Origin of the sequence: Haloarcula sp. CBA1129 (assembly GCF_008729015.1) — an archaeon.
Classification (GTDB): Archaea; Halobacteriota; Halobacteria; order Halobacteriales; family Haloarculaceae; genus Haloarcula.
In genome coordinates this window covers 1,934,527-1,948,590 of the sequence record NZ_RKSM01000001.1, presented here as the reverse complement: position 1 = coordinate 1,948,590, position 14,064 = coordinate 1,934,527, and the positions used below count along the sequence as shown (strand labels likewise).

The following is a 14,064-nucleotide window of genomic DNA, read 5'->3' as shown; positions in this document are numbered from 1 at the left end:
CACAGCGTACCACCTAGATGGGCGTATGCCAGCCCTGCGTGAAGCGCTTCGGGATCTTCCCGACGCCGTGTTCGCGGACGTGCTCGAATCCGAGGACGAATACCTGCTCGTGCTCGATCTGCCGGGCGTGACCGCGGATACAATCGACGTGACCGTTGAAGGGGGCCGCCTTCGCATAGACGGGCAACGGACCAAGGACGTGCCCGGGGAGTTCACGTTCGTTCGCGAGGACCGCTCCGTGTTCCTTGATGCCGAGATCCCGCTCCCGCCGGACACGACCGGGCAGGGCGGGGAGGGGACCGTAGAAAACGGCGTCCTCGAACTCCGCCTGCCGAAGGCGACGGCCGCACCGAGCACGACAATCCCGATCGACGGGGACTGACCCAGAGGTGGCAAGCCGGTGAACATTCGCGCGTACTGGCGGTTCCTCGTCGTCGCTCGCCACTTCCTGCCCCTGTTGGTCGCGTACGCACGAGACCGGAAACGGTTCTTCGTGATCGGCTCATCACGCCGCGTCACACCCGAACAGCGTCGTGAGCGTGCACAACAGCTACTTGACTCGTTGCTGACGCTTGGCCCGACGTTCATCAAACTCGGCCAGATCCTCTCGACGCGGCCGGACGTCCTACCACCGGAGTACATCGAGGAGTTCTCGAAACTGCAGGACCGCGTGCCACCGGCTGACTGGGACGAGGCACGGGTCGTCATCGAGGACGAATTAGGGTCTGTCGACGACCGCTTCGACGAGTTCGAGACAGAGGCAATAAGCGGCGCGTCGCTCGGGCAGGTGTATCTGGCGGAGGTCGACGGCGAGAAGGTCGCCGTCAAGATCCGTCGCCCCGGCATCGAGACGCTCGTGGAGGCCGACCTGCGGGTCGTCCGCTGGTCGCTCCCGCTGTTGATGTACTTCATCGACAACTCCCGGTCGTTCTCGCTTGAGACACTGGCCGATGAGTTCTCGAAGACCATCCGGGAAGAGATGGACTACCAGCGAGAGGGTCGTATGCTCACCGAAATCCGGGAGAACTTCAGGGACAACGACCGCATCTGCATCCCCAAGGTCAAGGAGTCCCACTCAACGCGGCGCGTCCTGACGATGGAGTACGTCCCCGGGACGAAAATAAACGATATCGACAGCCTCGATTCGGGCGGTATCAACCGGACGGAACTGGCTGAGACGCTCCAGCGGGCGTACCTCAAGATGATTATCGACGACGGCGTGTTCCACGCCGACCCACATCCCGGGAACCTCGCGGTACAGGACGACGGGACGCTCGTCTTCTATGACTTCGGGATGTCCGGCCGGGTCGACCCGTTCGTGCAGGACAAGATCATCGACTTCTACGCCGCCGTCGCGGATCAGGACATCGACGCCATCCTTGATGCCCTCATCGAGATGGGGACGCTCTCGCCGGAAGCCGACCGGCAGGTGATGGGTGACGTGATGGAACTGGCCATCGCCGACGCCCGCGGCGAGGACATCGAGCAGTATCGCGTCCAGCAAATCATCCAGCAGGTCGAGGACACCATCTACGAGTTCCCGCTTCGCTTGCCGGCGAATCTTGCGCTCGTATTGCGTGTCGCCACGGTCGTCGAAGGCGTCTGTGTCACCCTCGACGAGGACTTCGACTTCATCGGCGTCGCCACCGACTATCTCCGCGAGGAGGGGTACATCGCCGAGGGCGTCCGGAACTTCGTCGAGGACAGAGCGACCGAAGTGTCCGACGCGGCCCGGTCGGCCGTCCGAATCCCGCCGAAACTGGAGTCCGCCCTCGACAGGGTCGAGCGGGAGGACTTCCGCGTGCAAGCCGACATCGAGGACTCCGACGGCCTGCTCGCGACGATGACCAAGCGGCTCATCCTCGGAATGCTGCTTGCAAGCACGCTGTTCTCGACGGCGTTCCTGTACACGCAGGCATCGCTTCCCGCGACCGGTGTCGGTATCGCCGGCACTGTTGGCCTGTCTCTGGCGCTGTGGTGGTCGTTCCGCTCGAAGAAGGCCGTCCGTGCAAAACCGCAGTTCACGCGCCAGAGCATGCGCGAGCAAGACCGAGAGAGTCCGGGCGGGCTCAACACCTCCTTCGGCGAGGACACCGACGACGCCTATAGCGGCGACTGAACGCCGTCCAGTCGCTGCGATTAGAGCTGTTTTTCGAAGTGGATGAGTTCGTACTCACCCTGTGTCGACCGGTCGACCTCTTGATATCCTTCGTCTCGGTAGAACGCGACCGCGGCGGGTTGGCTCTGAGATGTCGTCGCAAGCAGGACATCGTACCCCCGCTCGGCCACCTGCTGTTCGAGTTTGTGGAGGAGGCTGCGACCGTAGCCGCGCCGCTGCCGGGACGGAGCGACCCGCATCCGATGGAGTTCGGCCGCGCCGGGGACGGTCCGCTCGTCCGCGTGGCCGACCTCGTTCGGGAGGAAGCCGCCCATCGCGGCTAGGCCGCCATCGAATGTCCCCGGGAGTTCGTCGTCAGCGGCGGTCACGACGCCGACGAGAAACGCGCCGCCGGTATCGAAATACCGCGTCTCGACGTTTTTCAGGTCCGACGTTCCGGGGATGTCACTGGGGTCGTTTCCGCTCGCTCGCATCGCCCATTCGTGAAGACGCCAGACAGCATCGGCGTCTCGGCTATCGTAGGACCGAAACTGAATCCGGTCGGTCATCGAATATGTTCTGGACAGCCCTTGTCGGAGAGGGGGTTTAATTCTACCTTATGAGAGTATGGTTCTATTATCCCTCTCTGAATTTATCCGGAACGTTCAGTATTCAGTGTCTGTTATAGGGGGTATGAGAAAATTCGGTGGCACACGCTGGGTGAAAACCCCGGTTTACGGACGCGATACGTCGGTCCTATTACGACCACAGGGGAGTGTAGGTCGATTATGACAGCCCCAGCAACGAACAATGTGGTGCTGGTCACGGTGGACTCGCTGCGGGCAGACGCGCTGGGTGGCCCTGACAGTGTCTCCCCTGTCATAGACTCACTCGCCGAGTCGGGTGCCGTCTTCGAAAACGCCGTTGCACAGGGGAATTGGACGCCGTTTTCGTTCCCTAGCATTCACGGGTCGCGTCCGGTGTTCGCGGAGAGCGACGACATCGGTCTGGCGTCGACGCCGACGCTGGCCGAGCAGGTGTCCGATGCCGGTGTCGAGACGGCAGGATTCAACGCTGCAAACGGCTTTCTCACCGACCACTGGGGGTACGACCGCGGGTTCGACGAGTTCGAGCCGTTCGTCGACAGCGGCGGCTACAGCAAGTATCTGGCGGCCCACCCGACTATTCAGGCCTGGGTCCAGCTGGGCACCTCGCCGTTCCGGCGCGCCGCGACGGTTCTCAGCGGCGGGTCCGACGAACGCCCCTTCGCCGACGTGTCACGGATGGGCGACCTCGAAGACCGTGCCACCGAGTTTCTGGAGACGACCGACGGACCGTTCTTCCTGTGGGTTCACTACATGGACACGCACACGCCGTACGTGCCGGCCCCGCGGCATATCCGCGAGGTATCTGACAACCACTTCGGCGTCCTCCGGATGCTCAGCTCCCACCTCCGAACCGGACTGGGCTGGGAAGTCGACGACCGGACGCTGGAGACGCTCCGGACGCTGTACGAGGCGACGGTCCGGCAGGTCGACGCCAGCGTCGGACGGCTACTCGACACGCTCGAAACAGAGGGCTACCGCGACGATACCGCCGTCGTCGTCGCCGGCGACCACGGCGAGGAGTTCCTCGAACACGGCCATCTCGCTCACTACCCCAAGCTCTATCGGGAACTCATCGACGTCCCGTATATCGTCTCGACACCAGATGGTGAGCACCAGTCGGTCGAGACGCCCGTCGGCCTCGACACCATCGCGCCGACAGTGTGTGACCTGCTGTCGCTCACGCCGGCGGCGGAGTGGGACGGAGCGTCCGTCGCTCCGGCGATTCACGGCGCAGACATCGAGGACCGCGCTCCCATCGTCTCCGCGGCGGTCCGGGGCGAGAGCGTGACCAGCCAACCGATTCCGCGGAGCCGCGCCGACGGCGAATTGCTCCTCAGCGCACGCGACGAGCGCTACACCTACATCGAGTTCACGGAATCAGGCCGCCGGGAACTGTACGACCGGACGAACGACCCCGAGGAGCAGGTCGATCTCTGTTCGGACTCGACGGACGCCGATCCGCCGGCGACGGTGCTTGACCGGCTCTCGGATGCTGTTGCCGACCACCTCGCCAAGCTCGACAGCGACGGGACGGGGACCGGAAACACCGAGGCATCCGACGAGATAACAGCACGATTAAAGGCGCTCGGTTATCAGTAAGGCTGTATGGCGTCTGCTGTCGTCACACCGGCCCGGCGACAGCAACTCGTCCGGTTTTTCCTCGTTGGCGTGGTCGCGGCGTCGGTCCAGCAAGCGTTGCTGTGGCTGTTCACCGACCTTGGCGACCTGAACTACATCCTCGCGGCCGCTATCGCCATCGAGTGTACGATTCTGTTGCAGTACGTTCTCAACAACGCTTGGACGTTTCACCGGTCGCAGCATTCGAACCTGCGGGAGTACGTCCTCGGATTAGGGAAGACGAACCTCGTTCGTGGGACGGCGATCCCGATCCAGTTGGGCCTCCTATATGCGTTTGTCACATGGGGCGGCGTCGTGCCGCTGGTCGGCAACGGCGGAGCTATCGTCATCACAGGCGTGTATCGGTATGCGCTTGACGCACACTGGACGTGGGGTTAGACGGTCGGGACGGGGACCTCATCGAGGACGCTCTGGACGACGGTTCCCTTGTCGACCTGCTCGACGCGGGCATCGGGCGTCAACACCAGCCTGTGGGCTAGCACTGGCTGTGCGACCCGCTTGATATCGTCTGGAGCAACGTACTCTCGGCCCGCGATTGTCGCCATCGCTCGCGTCGCCTCGAACAGTCGCTGGGTCCCGCGCGGTGAGACCCCGACATCCACCCGATAGTCGTCTCGGGTCGCCCGAACAAGGTCGGCCATGTACTGCAGCAGGTCGTCATCGACGGTGACCGTCTCCGGAACGCTCCGGAGTTCCTCGACGGATTCCGCATCGAGCACCGGTTCCACAGTTGGGCTCTGTGTCGTCCGGCCAGCGCGCCGCCGGAGGAGTTCGACCTCGCCCTCGCCGTCGGGATAGCCGAGCGACGTTTTCGCGAGGAATCGGTCGACCTGCGCCTCTGGCAACTCGAAGGTTCCCTCCATGTCGACGGGGTTCTGAGTCGCGATGACGAAAAACGGCGACGGCAGGTCGTAGGTGTCTCCATCGACGGTGACCTGTCCCTCTTCCATCGCTTCCAGCAGGGCAGACTGGGTCTTCGGCGGTGCACGGTTGATTTCGTCGGCCAGCACGACGTTGGCGAACACCGGCCCCTCCGTGAACTCGAAGCTCCGAGACTCCTCGTTAAAGATGTGTGTGCCCGTGATGTCGGCCGGGAGGAGGTCCGGCGTGAACTGAATACGGGAGAAGGACAGTCCCAGCGCGGTCGCGACGCTGCGGGCGGTCAGCGTCTTCCCTGTGCCGGGAACGTCCTCAAGCAGGACGTGGCCCTTTGCGACGACCCCCAGCAGCACCGTCTCGAAGAAGCCGCGGTCAGCGATGACGGCACTCCCGATCTCGTCGAGGATCTGACTCGACACCTCGCTTGCCTCGGTAGCGTCCATAGCCTGTCATGTTACGGGTCCGGTAAAGGGGTGTCGAGTCCGAAATCGAAACCACTAAAGAGCAAACGGCGGTACTGATGGATGAGCCGAGGTAGCCTAGCCTGGCCAAGGCGGTTGCTTCGAGAGCAACTGTCCTCACGGACTCAGGAGTTCAAATCTCCTCCTCGGCGCTTTCTGACGGACCAACTCCAAGCGACAGCGCTTGGCTCCGGCGGATCGTAGCCGGTCGACCGCCGCTCAGGTCAGTAGGAAGATCAGCACGCTGACCGTCATTACGATGAGAATAAACGCCGCGGCCAGCGCACCACCCATCGAGACCATCGCGTTGGCAGTCGAGGCCAGTGTCTCTGTCCGGTCGTTGCCGAACACCGTCACGGTCGCCTGTTCGCTCGCCATCCCGGCCTCGACGGGTTCGAGGTCGGCGATAGCTCTGTCGACGAGGTCCCCGATGAGCGCAACGATTTCCTTCTCAGGGATCGCCTGCCCGACCTGATTTTCGGCTTCGACAGTATTGACGATGTGGGTGTCGCTGGTCATCACCTCCATCATATCCACGCCTTCGGCGGCGTCGATGATGCGCTGGCGGAGGCCCGGCTCCATGTTGTTGCCGTCGATGAGTACGTACGCCGTCCGCTGGCCGTTGACTTCGAAGACACAGACCCGTATCCCGAGCGGGCCGATGCCATCTTCGGGCTCCCAAGGGGTTTCGTCCCAAGCCACGCCACAGCGGAGCTGGCCGGTCTCGGCGTCCGTAAGCAGGCTGCCAAGCTGACCGGCCCCGTGGAGCATGTCGAAAGACCGCTGACTGCCGGGAACGACGTGGCCGAGGTCGTCGCCCTCAAGCCCGTCGTTGCAGTTGTGCGCGTCGACCAAGAGCACGTCGTCGAGCCCGTCAGCCCGTGCTTCCGACATCGCTGAGAGTCCCACAGCGTACTCCACGTCGTCGGCACAACCCGGCGCGTACGTGTTCACGACGAGTGCGTCGTCGCCGAAGGCCTGCCCGGTCAGCGTGGCTTCCCCCTCGGTGACGCGGTGGCCCACTGTTGCCTGATCGTCGTATTTGAGCTTCTGGGACGCCGTTTCGGCGGTCGACAGGATTGTATCGACCTCCCGTTCGGTGACGAGGTTGAAGTCGTGGCCGGCGGTCGCGTGTGGCGGGAACGCCAAGCCCTCCGCCGACTCGGCGACGCGTCTGGGGAGGTTCCCACCGCCGATTTCACCCATCGGACCGGGGTGAATCATCGGCAGGACGAACCGGGCCTTCTCCTCGCCGTCCGGTTGGCGGACCGACAACACGGTGACCGGGACGACGGCTTCTTCGCCGATCTCCTCGAAGAACTCCTCCAGTTCGCGCGTGCCCTCGGCGATGTGCCCGATGAAGCCCCGGAGGAAATCCAGCGCGGAAACACCGAGCGAGGAGCGCCACGGCTGGTCGATGACGACCAGAAACAGCCAGACTGCCAGCGCGTAGATGACACAGATAGCCGCGAGGATAATGAAGTCTTGCGGGATGAACCCCTGCACCTGCGGCGGGACCTCTTCCGGGCGCGAGAGGTACTCCCGGAGCATCGGGTCTTCGAGGATGAACGCGGTTGCCCCGCTGTATATCGCCAGTAACACGGCGGCAGTGATGGTCTGAACGCTCGCCGGAATCGCCGCTTTCAGCAGTGAGTGTCGCGAGACGGCCATCAGTATCAGCAGCCGGAAGGCGAATATCGACGCCAGCGCGACTAACAGTACGTCGAAGACGAAGTTCTGGCCCAGCCGGACGGTAAAGATGGCGATAAGGCCGGCGATGGTCAGCATCGCTATCGTGATGAGCTCACAGATGACCGCAAGCAGGGTGGCCCGGTTCGGGGTTAGCTGCCCGCCCAGTTGTCGGTCGACCCACGGCGTCACGGCACTGGCGATTGAGGTCGGCAGGCCGATGAGAAACACGCCCTGCCAAGCGTCGTCGAGGATGAACCGTGAATCGAACGCAACGATGCCGGTCATCGCGGCGATGACCAGCGCAAAGGCTAGGCTCGTGTACCAAGTCGGAGCCCGGAAGATAAATCGGGAAAGGCTAGCGAGATTTCCCTGTGTCGCCGTCATTTATCTATCACTCCCTACGAGCGGATATAAAACCAGTTACATTACCCGTTGCCGATTACTGGCTGGCGACGGATTGTTGATCACAGACCGACAGGAAGTTCTCGAACACTTCCTCGCCTTCTTCAGTGTGCGCGACCTCCGGATGCCACTGGACGCCGTATATCGCCTCGTCTGTATTGCTCATCGCCTCGACGCCACAGATGTCGGAGGTCGCGGTTCGCTCGAATCCGGGTGGCACTTCCTTCACCTCATCAGCGTGGCTGGCCCACACCCGGGTTTCGGGGTACAGCGAGCCGAGAAGTGGGTCGTCGTCGTCGAGAATCTCGACCGTTACGTCCGCGTAGCCGCCGTACTCGCCGCCGCCGACCCGGCCGCCGAGTTCGTCGGCGATGAGTTGCATGCCCAGACAGATGCCGAGCACTGGAACGTCGAGGTCGAGGTACGCGGGGCAGTTCCCGATATCGTCCATGTCCGGGCCGCCCGAAAGGACGATGCCGTCGGCGTCGATCTCCGCCGGGGGTGTCGTGTTGTCCCTGAGTGAGACGTCGACGCCCATGTCTCGGAGCGCACGCTGCTCCAGATGTGTGAACTGTCCGTGATTGTCGATAACGTCGATTCGGGTCATTACTGACGCGAAGGCTACGAAGGCGTATATATCTCCTGATGCGGTCGACGGTTCCCCTCGCGACCGGCTTCAGGGCCACTCTCGAAGGGTCTGGCGAATCTCGTCGAGAACTGTCGGCCCGCACAATTCCAGCGTCACAACGTTGCCGTCATCCGACGTCGTGAGGTGTACTGCCCCGCCGTAACTCTCGACGATCCACGTCGTTAGCCAGAGTCCGATACCCTTTGAATGGCACAGTTGCGTTTCCACACCGCTATTGAGGACATCTTGTTCGTGCTGTGGAATCGACGGACAATTATCCCCGATGTGGACGAACACGGTTCGGCCGTGCTCCTCGACGGAGATATACAGTGTGGGGGTTTCTTCGCAGTGGACGACCGCGTTCTCGATAACGTTCCGTAACACGGTATCAAGCATCCAGTCAGCGTACACCTGCGACTGTTCTGGGAGGTCGAGTTCAACGGTTGTTTCGGGATGTGACGCCATGATCGTCTTCGCCTGTTCTCTGACGCACGGCACGAGATCAATCGGTTGCTGTGCGCGACGGTCTGCATCGAACGCGAACTCTATCTGTCGTGCCTTCTCCGTCGTGTCGATGATATCATCGATTGTGCCGCTCAATTGGTCGGCGTGCGCACGGCATTTGGGGTCTCCGCGCTCTGTGGCATCCCGTTGCAGTTCGCCGAGATGGCCAAGTGCGACGTTGAGGTCGTTCCGGAGGTCGTGTCGGAGCACCCGAAACAGCACCTCGTTGCTCTGGGAGAGTCTCCGTCGGGACCGTCGGAGTTCCAGCAGCCACCCGAACAGAATGCCGCCAAACCCGCCGACCGCGACCCCGCTTGCGAGTATCGATGGGACCATGGAGGACTGCGGTACCGGGGCGAGCAACACGACGATTTTGATGACCGTAAACAGCGCGATACCAAGCCCGCACCACTCTGCGGCGGTCCATATCTGTTCGCCGGACAGCCCGCTCACCGGGAGCCAATAGTTCGCCGCTACCAGAGCTAGCGCCGGTGTCAACCCCACGCCGAGGATGACCAGATCGATCAGGGACGGCTGGACGGTAGACATGCCGTGGGCGAGCAATGCGCCGGTAATCACGACGCCGGTCGCGACGACATAGCCCGTCCCCAGTGATTGCTTCGTAAGCACCGGAGAGGTCACTATACTAATCAGTTACTGTGTACCTACTTATCCGTCCACCTCTGAATATCAGAATTGATACTCAGGGCGGCTACGAGTCGTCGTAGCGGTCGGCAGCCGATTCGAAGCCCAGTTCAGATTGCTCCTTAGAGCGTCGCTGTTCCTGCTGTGCGATAGCGTCAGGGTCTGGATTCGCGTCGTCGTCGAGCCGTGCCCACGACTGGTGAACCTTCGCGTGACACCACCGACAGAGAAATACTGTTATTTCGTGTGATAGCTCACCGCCGCCGTCGCGGTACGAGAGGTGGTGTTCCTCCAGTAGCGGTCGGTCCTCGGAGTGGGCCATCCGCCGCTCTTCGAGTCCGCAGCGAACGCATTCCCGGTCGTGGTTCCGCGAGCGGAAATGCGGGCAGTCACCCCAGTCCCACTCCGGCTCCGCATCCGCGTCCGCATCGTCCGGCGCAATTGCCGCCGGACAGCGAAAGTCGTCGGCGCTCCGGGCGTTGGCGAACTCGGGGTCGTGGTGGCCGTGTTCACGCGCCCACCGACACTTCCCCTCGTCAGTGACGAAGTCACACCGCTTGACGTGGTCGTACGGGTCGTCGACGCCGACGGACGTGCCCCCGGGGGCCTTCTCCATAGGTCACGATACAGGTCTGTGGCCCCTCAAACCCACTGTTCCGACAGAACGCTTTTCCCTGCCCCTGACTTCCGCGGTGGTATGCGGCTCGTCTACGATCCCGACGGCGCGGCTCGGCCGCTGGCGACAGAGGTGGAATACGCCGAGTCGATATTCGAACAGGGCCGGGGGCTGATGTTCCGGTCATCTATCCCCGACGACTACGCGCTCGTCTTTCCCTTCGACCACGCGAGTCGACAGTTCATCCACATGCTGTTTGTCCGGTTCCCGCTTGACGTGCTCTGGCTCGTCGACGAAGAGGTGCAAGCCGTCGAAACCCTACAGCCTTGGCGGTCGGTCGGCTACGCGAACGCTGACACTGTCATCGAGCTGCCCGGTGGCGCGGCGTCAGGCGTTTCGGAGGGCGATACGGTCCGTCTTGAGTCGTGAGTGCGATTGGCGTGGGACGTGATAGGTAGTTCCGTCACCTTTTAGACTATGAAGATTAGAGTAGACACCACTATGTCGGAACACCCGACGGAGGATAGAGGAAGTCGCCGCGAGGCGGCTGGCCGCGAAATTCGTGGCGCGTGATGGAGTATCTTCTGTGAGTCAGAACACATTGTTCGAGGGGCACCCAGCGATGCGTGCGCTCTCAGATGTCGGTGAGGTACAGTTTCTCGACACGACACTGCGCGACGGTGAGCAGGCCCCCGGCGTCTCACTGACGCCGGACGACAAGGCCGACATCGCCCGCTCGCTTGACGCGGCGCGTATCGACGTCATCGAGGCCGGGAGCGCCTGTACCGGCCCCGGCGAGCGCGAAACGATTTCTCGCGTCGCAGGGCTTGACCTCGACAGTACCGTCACCAGCTTCTGTCGCGGTATCCAGAACGATATCGACCTCGCGCTCGACTGTGGTGTCGACGGTATCAATCTCGTTGTCCCGGCCAGTGATAAGCACGTAGAGCAGAAGGTCGGCACCTCCAAGTCCGAGAACGTCGACAACACTGTCGAACTGGTGGAGTACGCCGCCGATCACGGGCTCTGGGTCGAGGTCATCGGCGAGGACGGCTCGCGTGCCGATCTGGACTACCTCGAAGAACTGCTCGGGGCCGCTATCGAGGCCGGCGCGGACCGCATCTGCTGGGCCGACACTGTCGGCCACGCGACGCCGGACCGCGCGCTCGAATGCGTGTCCCGGCTCTCGGATCTAGGACCGGTCAGCACCCACACCCACGACGACTTAGGGCTCGCGGTGACGAACGCCCTCGTCTCGCTCGGTGCCGGGGCCGACCTCGTCCACGGGACGATAAACGGTATTGGTGAGCGCGCCGGCAACGTCGCCCTCGAAGAGATAGCCATCGCGCTCGACCACGGCTACGGCGTCGAGTCAATGGATCTCACCGAGGTGTACGACCTCGCCCAGCTCATCGCCAACCGAACCGGCATCCCACTGGCCCCCAACAAGGCGGTTGTCGGGGAGAACGCCTTCACCCACGAGTCCGGCATCCACACCGACGGCACGCTCAAGGACGACTCGATGTACGAGCCGTATCCGCCGGAGAAGGTGGGCCGCGAACGCCGTCTCGCACTCGGCAAGCACGCGGGCCGGGCCGGTGTCGAGGCCGCCCTCGACGAACACGACGTCGAGGTCACCGATGACCAGCTCTCGGAGATCGTCAACCGCGTCAAGGAGATCGGCGACCGCGGCAAGCGCGTCACCGACGCCGACCTGCTGACCATCGCCGACGAGGTGACTGGTGACGCACGCGACCGCCGGGTCGAACTGCTCGGCCTGACCGCCGTTTCCGGCTCCGATACGCCGACAGCGAGCGTCCGGCTCGCGGTCGACGGCGAGGAGCGCAAGGAGGCAGCGGTCGGCTCCGGGCCGGTCGACGCCGCGATGAATGCTGCCGAGGTAGCGCTGTCTCACACCGCCGACGCGACGCTCGAAGACTACCACGTCGACGCCATCACGGGCGGGACCGATGCGCTCGTCACGGTCGAAATCGAGATGTCACGCGGCGACGACCACGTCGTCGTCTCCGCCAGTGACTCCGATATCACTCGGGCGTCCGTGCGTGCGATGGTCGACGCGATGGACCGCCTCGTCGCCGACGACGAGGACCCGCTCGTCGCTGACGACTGACGGCACGACAGCTCCCTGTTTCAAGCACGCAAAACCGTCCGGCCCTGCAGCGGGCCACAAAATATCGCTCTGCTATTTGTATCCGCGGCTGGCTTCGTGGTACTGGAACACTGTTTCCATGCCCCGGACCAGCGCATCGAGATCAACGCTTTCCGTGTCAAACTCGCGGTCACGCACGGACTGGTAGATGTCGGCCCACCGCTCTCGGAACTTGGTCTCGAACTGTTCGGCTTTGATCTTGTCGATGAGTTCGGCTTTCCCGTCGGGGTTTTCCAGCTCTTCGGGCGTGACGAACCCTTCTTGGAGTGCGAGGACGACGATCCCCGCGGTGTAATCCCCCTCTTTGACTTCCCGCTCCCAAGTCGTGAGCCAGTTGCCGATCCGGGCCATCTCCTGCAGGTCCCAGATGAGGTCCCGAACCGTGCCGTAGTCGGCAAGCGCAAACTCCGGCGAGTACATGAGGTCGACGGCCGCGTAGGGGAACATTACCATGTTATGTGCCCCGTAGGTTTCCGCCCCGCTGAGATTCGCGATTCGGGGGTTCTCGTTGACGACCGCGCTGTAGTCCATGGCGTTCAGTGTCTGCCGCATATCGTAAGTAAACACGTCGTAGAACTCGTCGACGCGGGGCGCCTCAGTCAGTCCGCCCTCGAACTCCCGCCACACACGCTCGATAAAGGAGAAATAGTCCTCGCTTACCGCCGCACGGCTCGGGTCCACGGCCGACGGGTTTTGGACGAGGCGCCGGGCCTCCTCGAAGGTGTCCCGGTCCCCGTCGTTCTCGACGATGTCGTCAAGCATTGTGACGTACATCGTGAGAATCGTCTTCTGCGTCCGGACGTGGTCGGCGTGGTCCGGATGAACAGAAGAGAGCGTGAACTCGGGGAACAGCGAGTAGATCCACTGCCAGAGGAACCGATCACGCTCGCCACAGACCCGCTCGTACTCGTCTGCCAGTTCTGCAACCCTGTCGGGGAGACTGGTTGTCCGAACCTCTTCGAGAAGGTCCTGTGCATCAGCCGAGGGAGACTCAACACTCATCGGACTCACCGCCCGGGTAATAATGTTTGATTAACCGCGTTTTGCCCATCGGTTTTGCATTCGGTTGAACGAGTACCGCCTCGTTGCCCGTGCCCTGCGAGCTGGCTTCGATCAGTCGTTGTTCGCTGTCCATACAATCGAGAGGCAAAGTTGCACTTATAGTGGTACTGACGAGTAGGGTACTAGTAATATACTATTAACAATATACTTGGTCGGACTTGATCCAATTTACGTACCAGTTTTTCAATTGCTACCGCGAAAGAAACATCTACTTACTGAAAAATTCAAAATCCAGCTAACCGAGAGAGTAAAATAAGGTGACAATAATACGGATATGGGCAGTAGTACCCCTTCTAAATACGGTCAACACACAGCAGTAGCATGGCCGCAGACTGAGCCTACGCTTCGAGTTCGGTAGCCGCCGAGACGTCACGGGACGGTGTCACTAGCACCGAACGGTTCCCTTCGACTTCGATACGACAGCCAGCCATACTGAATACGACGAGTCCGTCAGGACTCGGTGTACCGTCCGTATCGGGACGAAACAGTCGGTCAAGCGCATCAGGGTCGATACAGTCACTGATTCGGTCATCAAGATCGACGGGGTCGACACCCAGCGTGTCGGCCACGGCGTGGACGATGGTTTCGCTCAGCGGTTCGTTGGGTGTCGGTCTGTAGACCAGTTTTGCTTGGGACATGGGTCGTCGCTGTTTGTCTCTTG

Annotated in this window: 14 protein-coding genes and 1 tRNA gene; 7 read left to right on the top strand and 8 right to left on the bottom strand. The window is 62.3% G+C overall.

Features of this window, described 5'->3' with window-relative positions:
* Positions 1–25 precede the first annotated feature (25 nt).
* Together Har1129_RS09705 and Har1129_RS09700 are read left to right on the top strand one after the other, a co-directional pair.
* A complete protein-coding gene (locus Har1129_RS09705; RefSeq protein WP_151100456.1) occupies positions 26–382 on the top strand; it encodes an Hsp20/alpha crystallin family protein in 357 nt (118 codons plus the stop codon).
* An 18-nt stretch (positions 383–400) separates the two neighbouring features.
* Positions 401–2,119 (top strand): AarF/ABC1/UbiB kinase family protein, encoded by a 1,719-nt coding sequence (locus Har1129_RS09700; RefSeq protein WP_151100455.1) that lies wholly within the window; start codon positions 401–403, stop codon positions 2,117–2,119.
* Between the two features lie 20 nt (positions 2,120–2,139).
* On the opposite strand, the gene Har1129_RS09695 is transcribed toward Har1129_RS09700, so the two are convergent.
* Positions 2,140–2,667 (bottom strand): GNAT family N-acetyltransferase, encoded by a 528-nt coding sequence (locus tag Har1129_RS09695; RefSeq protein ID WP_151100454.1) that lies wholly within the window; start codon positions 2,665–2,667, stop codon positions 2,140–2,142.
* Between the two features lie 219 nt (positions 2,668–2,886).
* Here Har1129_RS09695 and Har1129_RS09690 point away from each other — a divergent pair, with 219 nt between their 5' ends.
* Both Har1129_RS09690 and Har1129_RS09685 read left to right on the top strand, forming a co-directional pair.
* Positions 2,887–4,305: a sulfatase-like hydrolase/transferase gene (locus Har1129_RS09690; RefSeq protein ID WP_151100453.1), complete on the top strand. Its 1,419-nt coding sequence runs from the start codon at positions 2,887–2,889 to the stop codon at positions 4,303–4,305.
* A 6-nt stretch (positions 4,306–4,311) separates the two neighbouring features.
* Positions 4,312–4,722 carry a GtrA family protein gene (locus Har1129_RS09685; protein WP_151100452.1) on the top strand — a complete coding sequence of 137 codons (411 nt, stop codon included), beginning with the start codon at positions 4,312–4,314 and terminating at the stop codon, positions 4,720–4,722.
* Here Har1129_RS09685 and Har1129_RS09680 read toward each other — a convergent pair.
* On the bottom strand, positions 4,719–5,666 hold the full coding sequence (locus Har1129_RS09680; protein ID WP_151100451.1) for a MoxR family ATPase: 948 nt from the start codon (positions 5,664–5,666) through the stop codon (positions 4,719–4,721). The genes Har1129_RS09685 and Har1129_RS09680 overlap by 4 nt on opposite strands.
* Before the next feature lie 85 nt (positions 5,667–5,751).
* On the opposite strand from Har1129_RS09680, the gene Har1129_RS09675 reads away from it, so the two are divergent.
* Positions 5,752–5,836: transfer RNA gene (locus tag Har1129_RS09675), tRNA-Ser, on the top strand.
* A 67-nt stretch (positions 5,837–5,903) separates the two neighbouring features.
* Here Har1129_RS09675 and Har1129_RS09670 read toward each other — a convergent pair.
* From Har1129_RS09670 to Har1129_RS09655, 4 genes are all read right to left on the bottom strand, one after another.
* Positions 5,904–7,760 (bottom strand): DUF2070 family protein, encoded by a 1,857-nt coding sequence (locus Har1129_RS09670; protein WP_151100450.1) that lies wholly within the window; start codon positions 7,758–7,760, stop codon positions 5,904–5,906.
* 55 nt (positions 7,761–7,815) lie between these two features.
* Positions 7,816–8,385, bottom strand: a complete 570-nt coding sequence (locus Har1129_RS09665; RefSeq protein ID WP_151100449.1) for a GMP synthase subunit A — start codon at positions 8,383–8,385, stop codon at positions 7,816–7,818.
* Positions 8,386–8,454: 69 nt separating this feature from the next.
* A complete protein-coding gene (locus tag Har1129_RS09660; protein WP_151100448.1) occupies positions 8,455–9,552 on the bottom strand; it encodes an ATP-binding protein in 1,098 nt (365 codons plus the stop codon).
* A gap of 70 nt (positions 9,553–9,622) precedes the next feature.
* A complete protein-coding gene (locus tag Har1129_RS09655; RefSeq protein WP_151100447.1) occupies positions 9,623–10,171 on the bottom strand; it encodes a hypothetical protein in 549 nt (182 codons plus the stop codon).
* A gap of 81 nt (positions 10,172–10,252) precedes the next feature.
* Here Har1129_RS09655 and Har1129_RS09650 point away from each other — a divergent pair, with 81 nt between their 5' ends.
* On the top strand, positions 10,253–10,600 hold the full coding sequence (locus Har1129_RS09650) for a DUF192 domain-containing protein (protein ID WP_151100446.1): 348 nt from the start codon (positions 10,253–10,255) through the stop codon (positions 10,598–10,600).
* Positions 10,601–10,793: 193 nt separating this feature from the next.
* A complete protein-coding gene (locus Har1129_RS09645) occupies positions 10,794–12,302 on the top strand; it encodes a (R)-citramalate synthase (RefSeq protein WP_151102128.1) in 1,509 nt (502 codons plus the stop codon).
* A 72-nt stretch (positions 12,303–12,374) separates the two neighbouring features.
* Here the strand turns inward: Har1129_RS09645 and Har1129_RS09640 are convergent, their stop codons facing one another.
* Together Har1129_RS09640 and Har1129_RS09635 are read right to left on the bottom strand one after the other, a co-directional pair.
* A complete protein-coding gene (locus Har1129_RS09640) occupies positions 12,375–13,343 on the bottom strand; it encodes a hypothetical protein (RefSeq protein ID WP_151100445.1) in 969 nt (322 codons plus the stop codon).
* A gap of 398 nt (positions 13,344–13,741) precedes the next feature.
* The gene (locus tag Har1129_RS09635; RefSeq protein WP_151100444.1) at positions 13,742–14,041 is read right to left on the bottom strand and encodes a HalOD1 output domain-containing protein; all 300 of its coding nucleotides are present in this window, start codon (positions 14,039–14,041) and stop codon (positions 13,742–13,744) included.
* Positions 14,042–14,064: the final 23 nt, after the last annotated feature.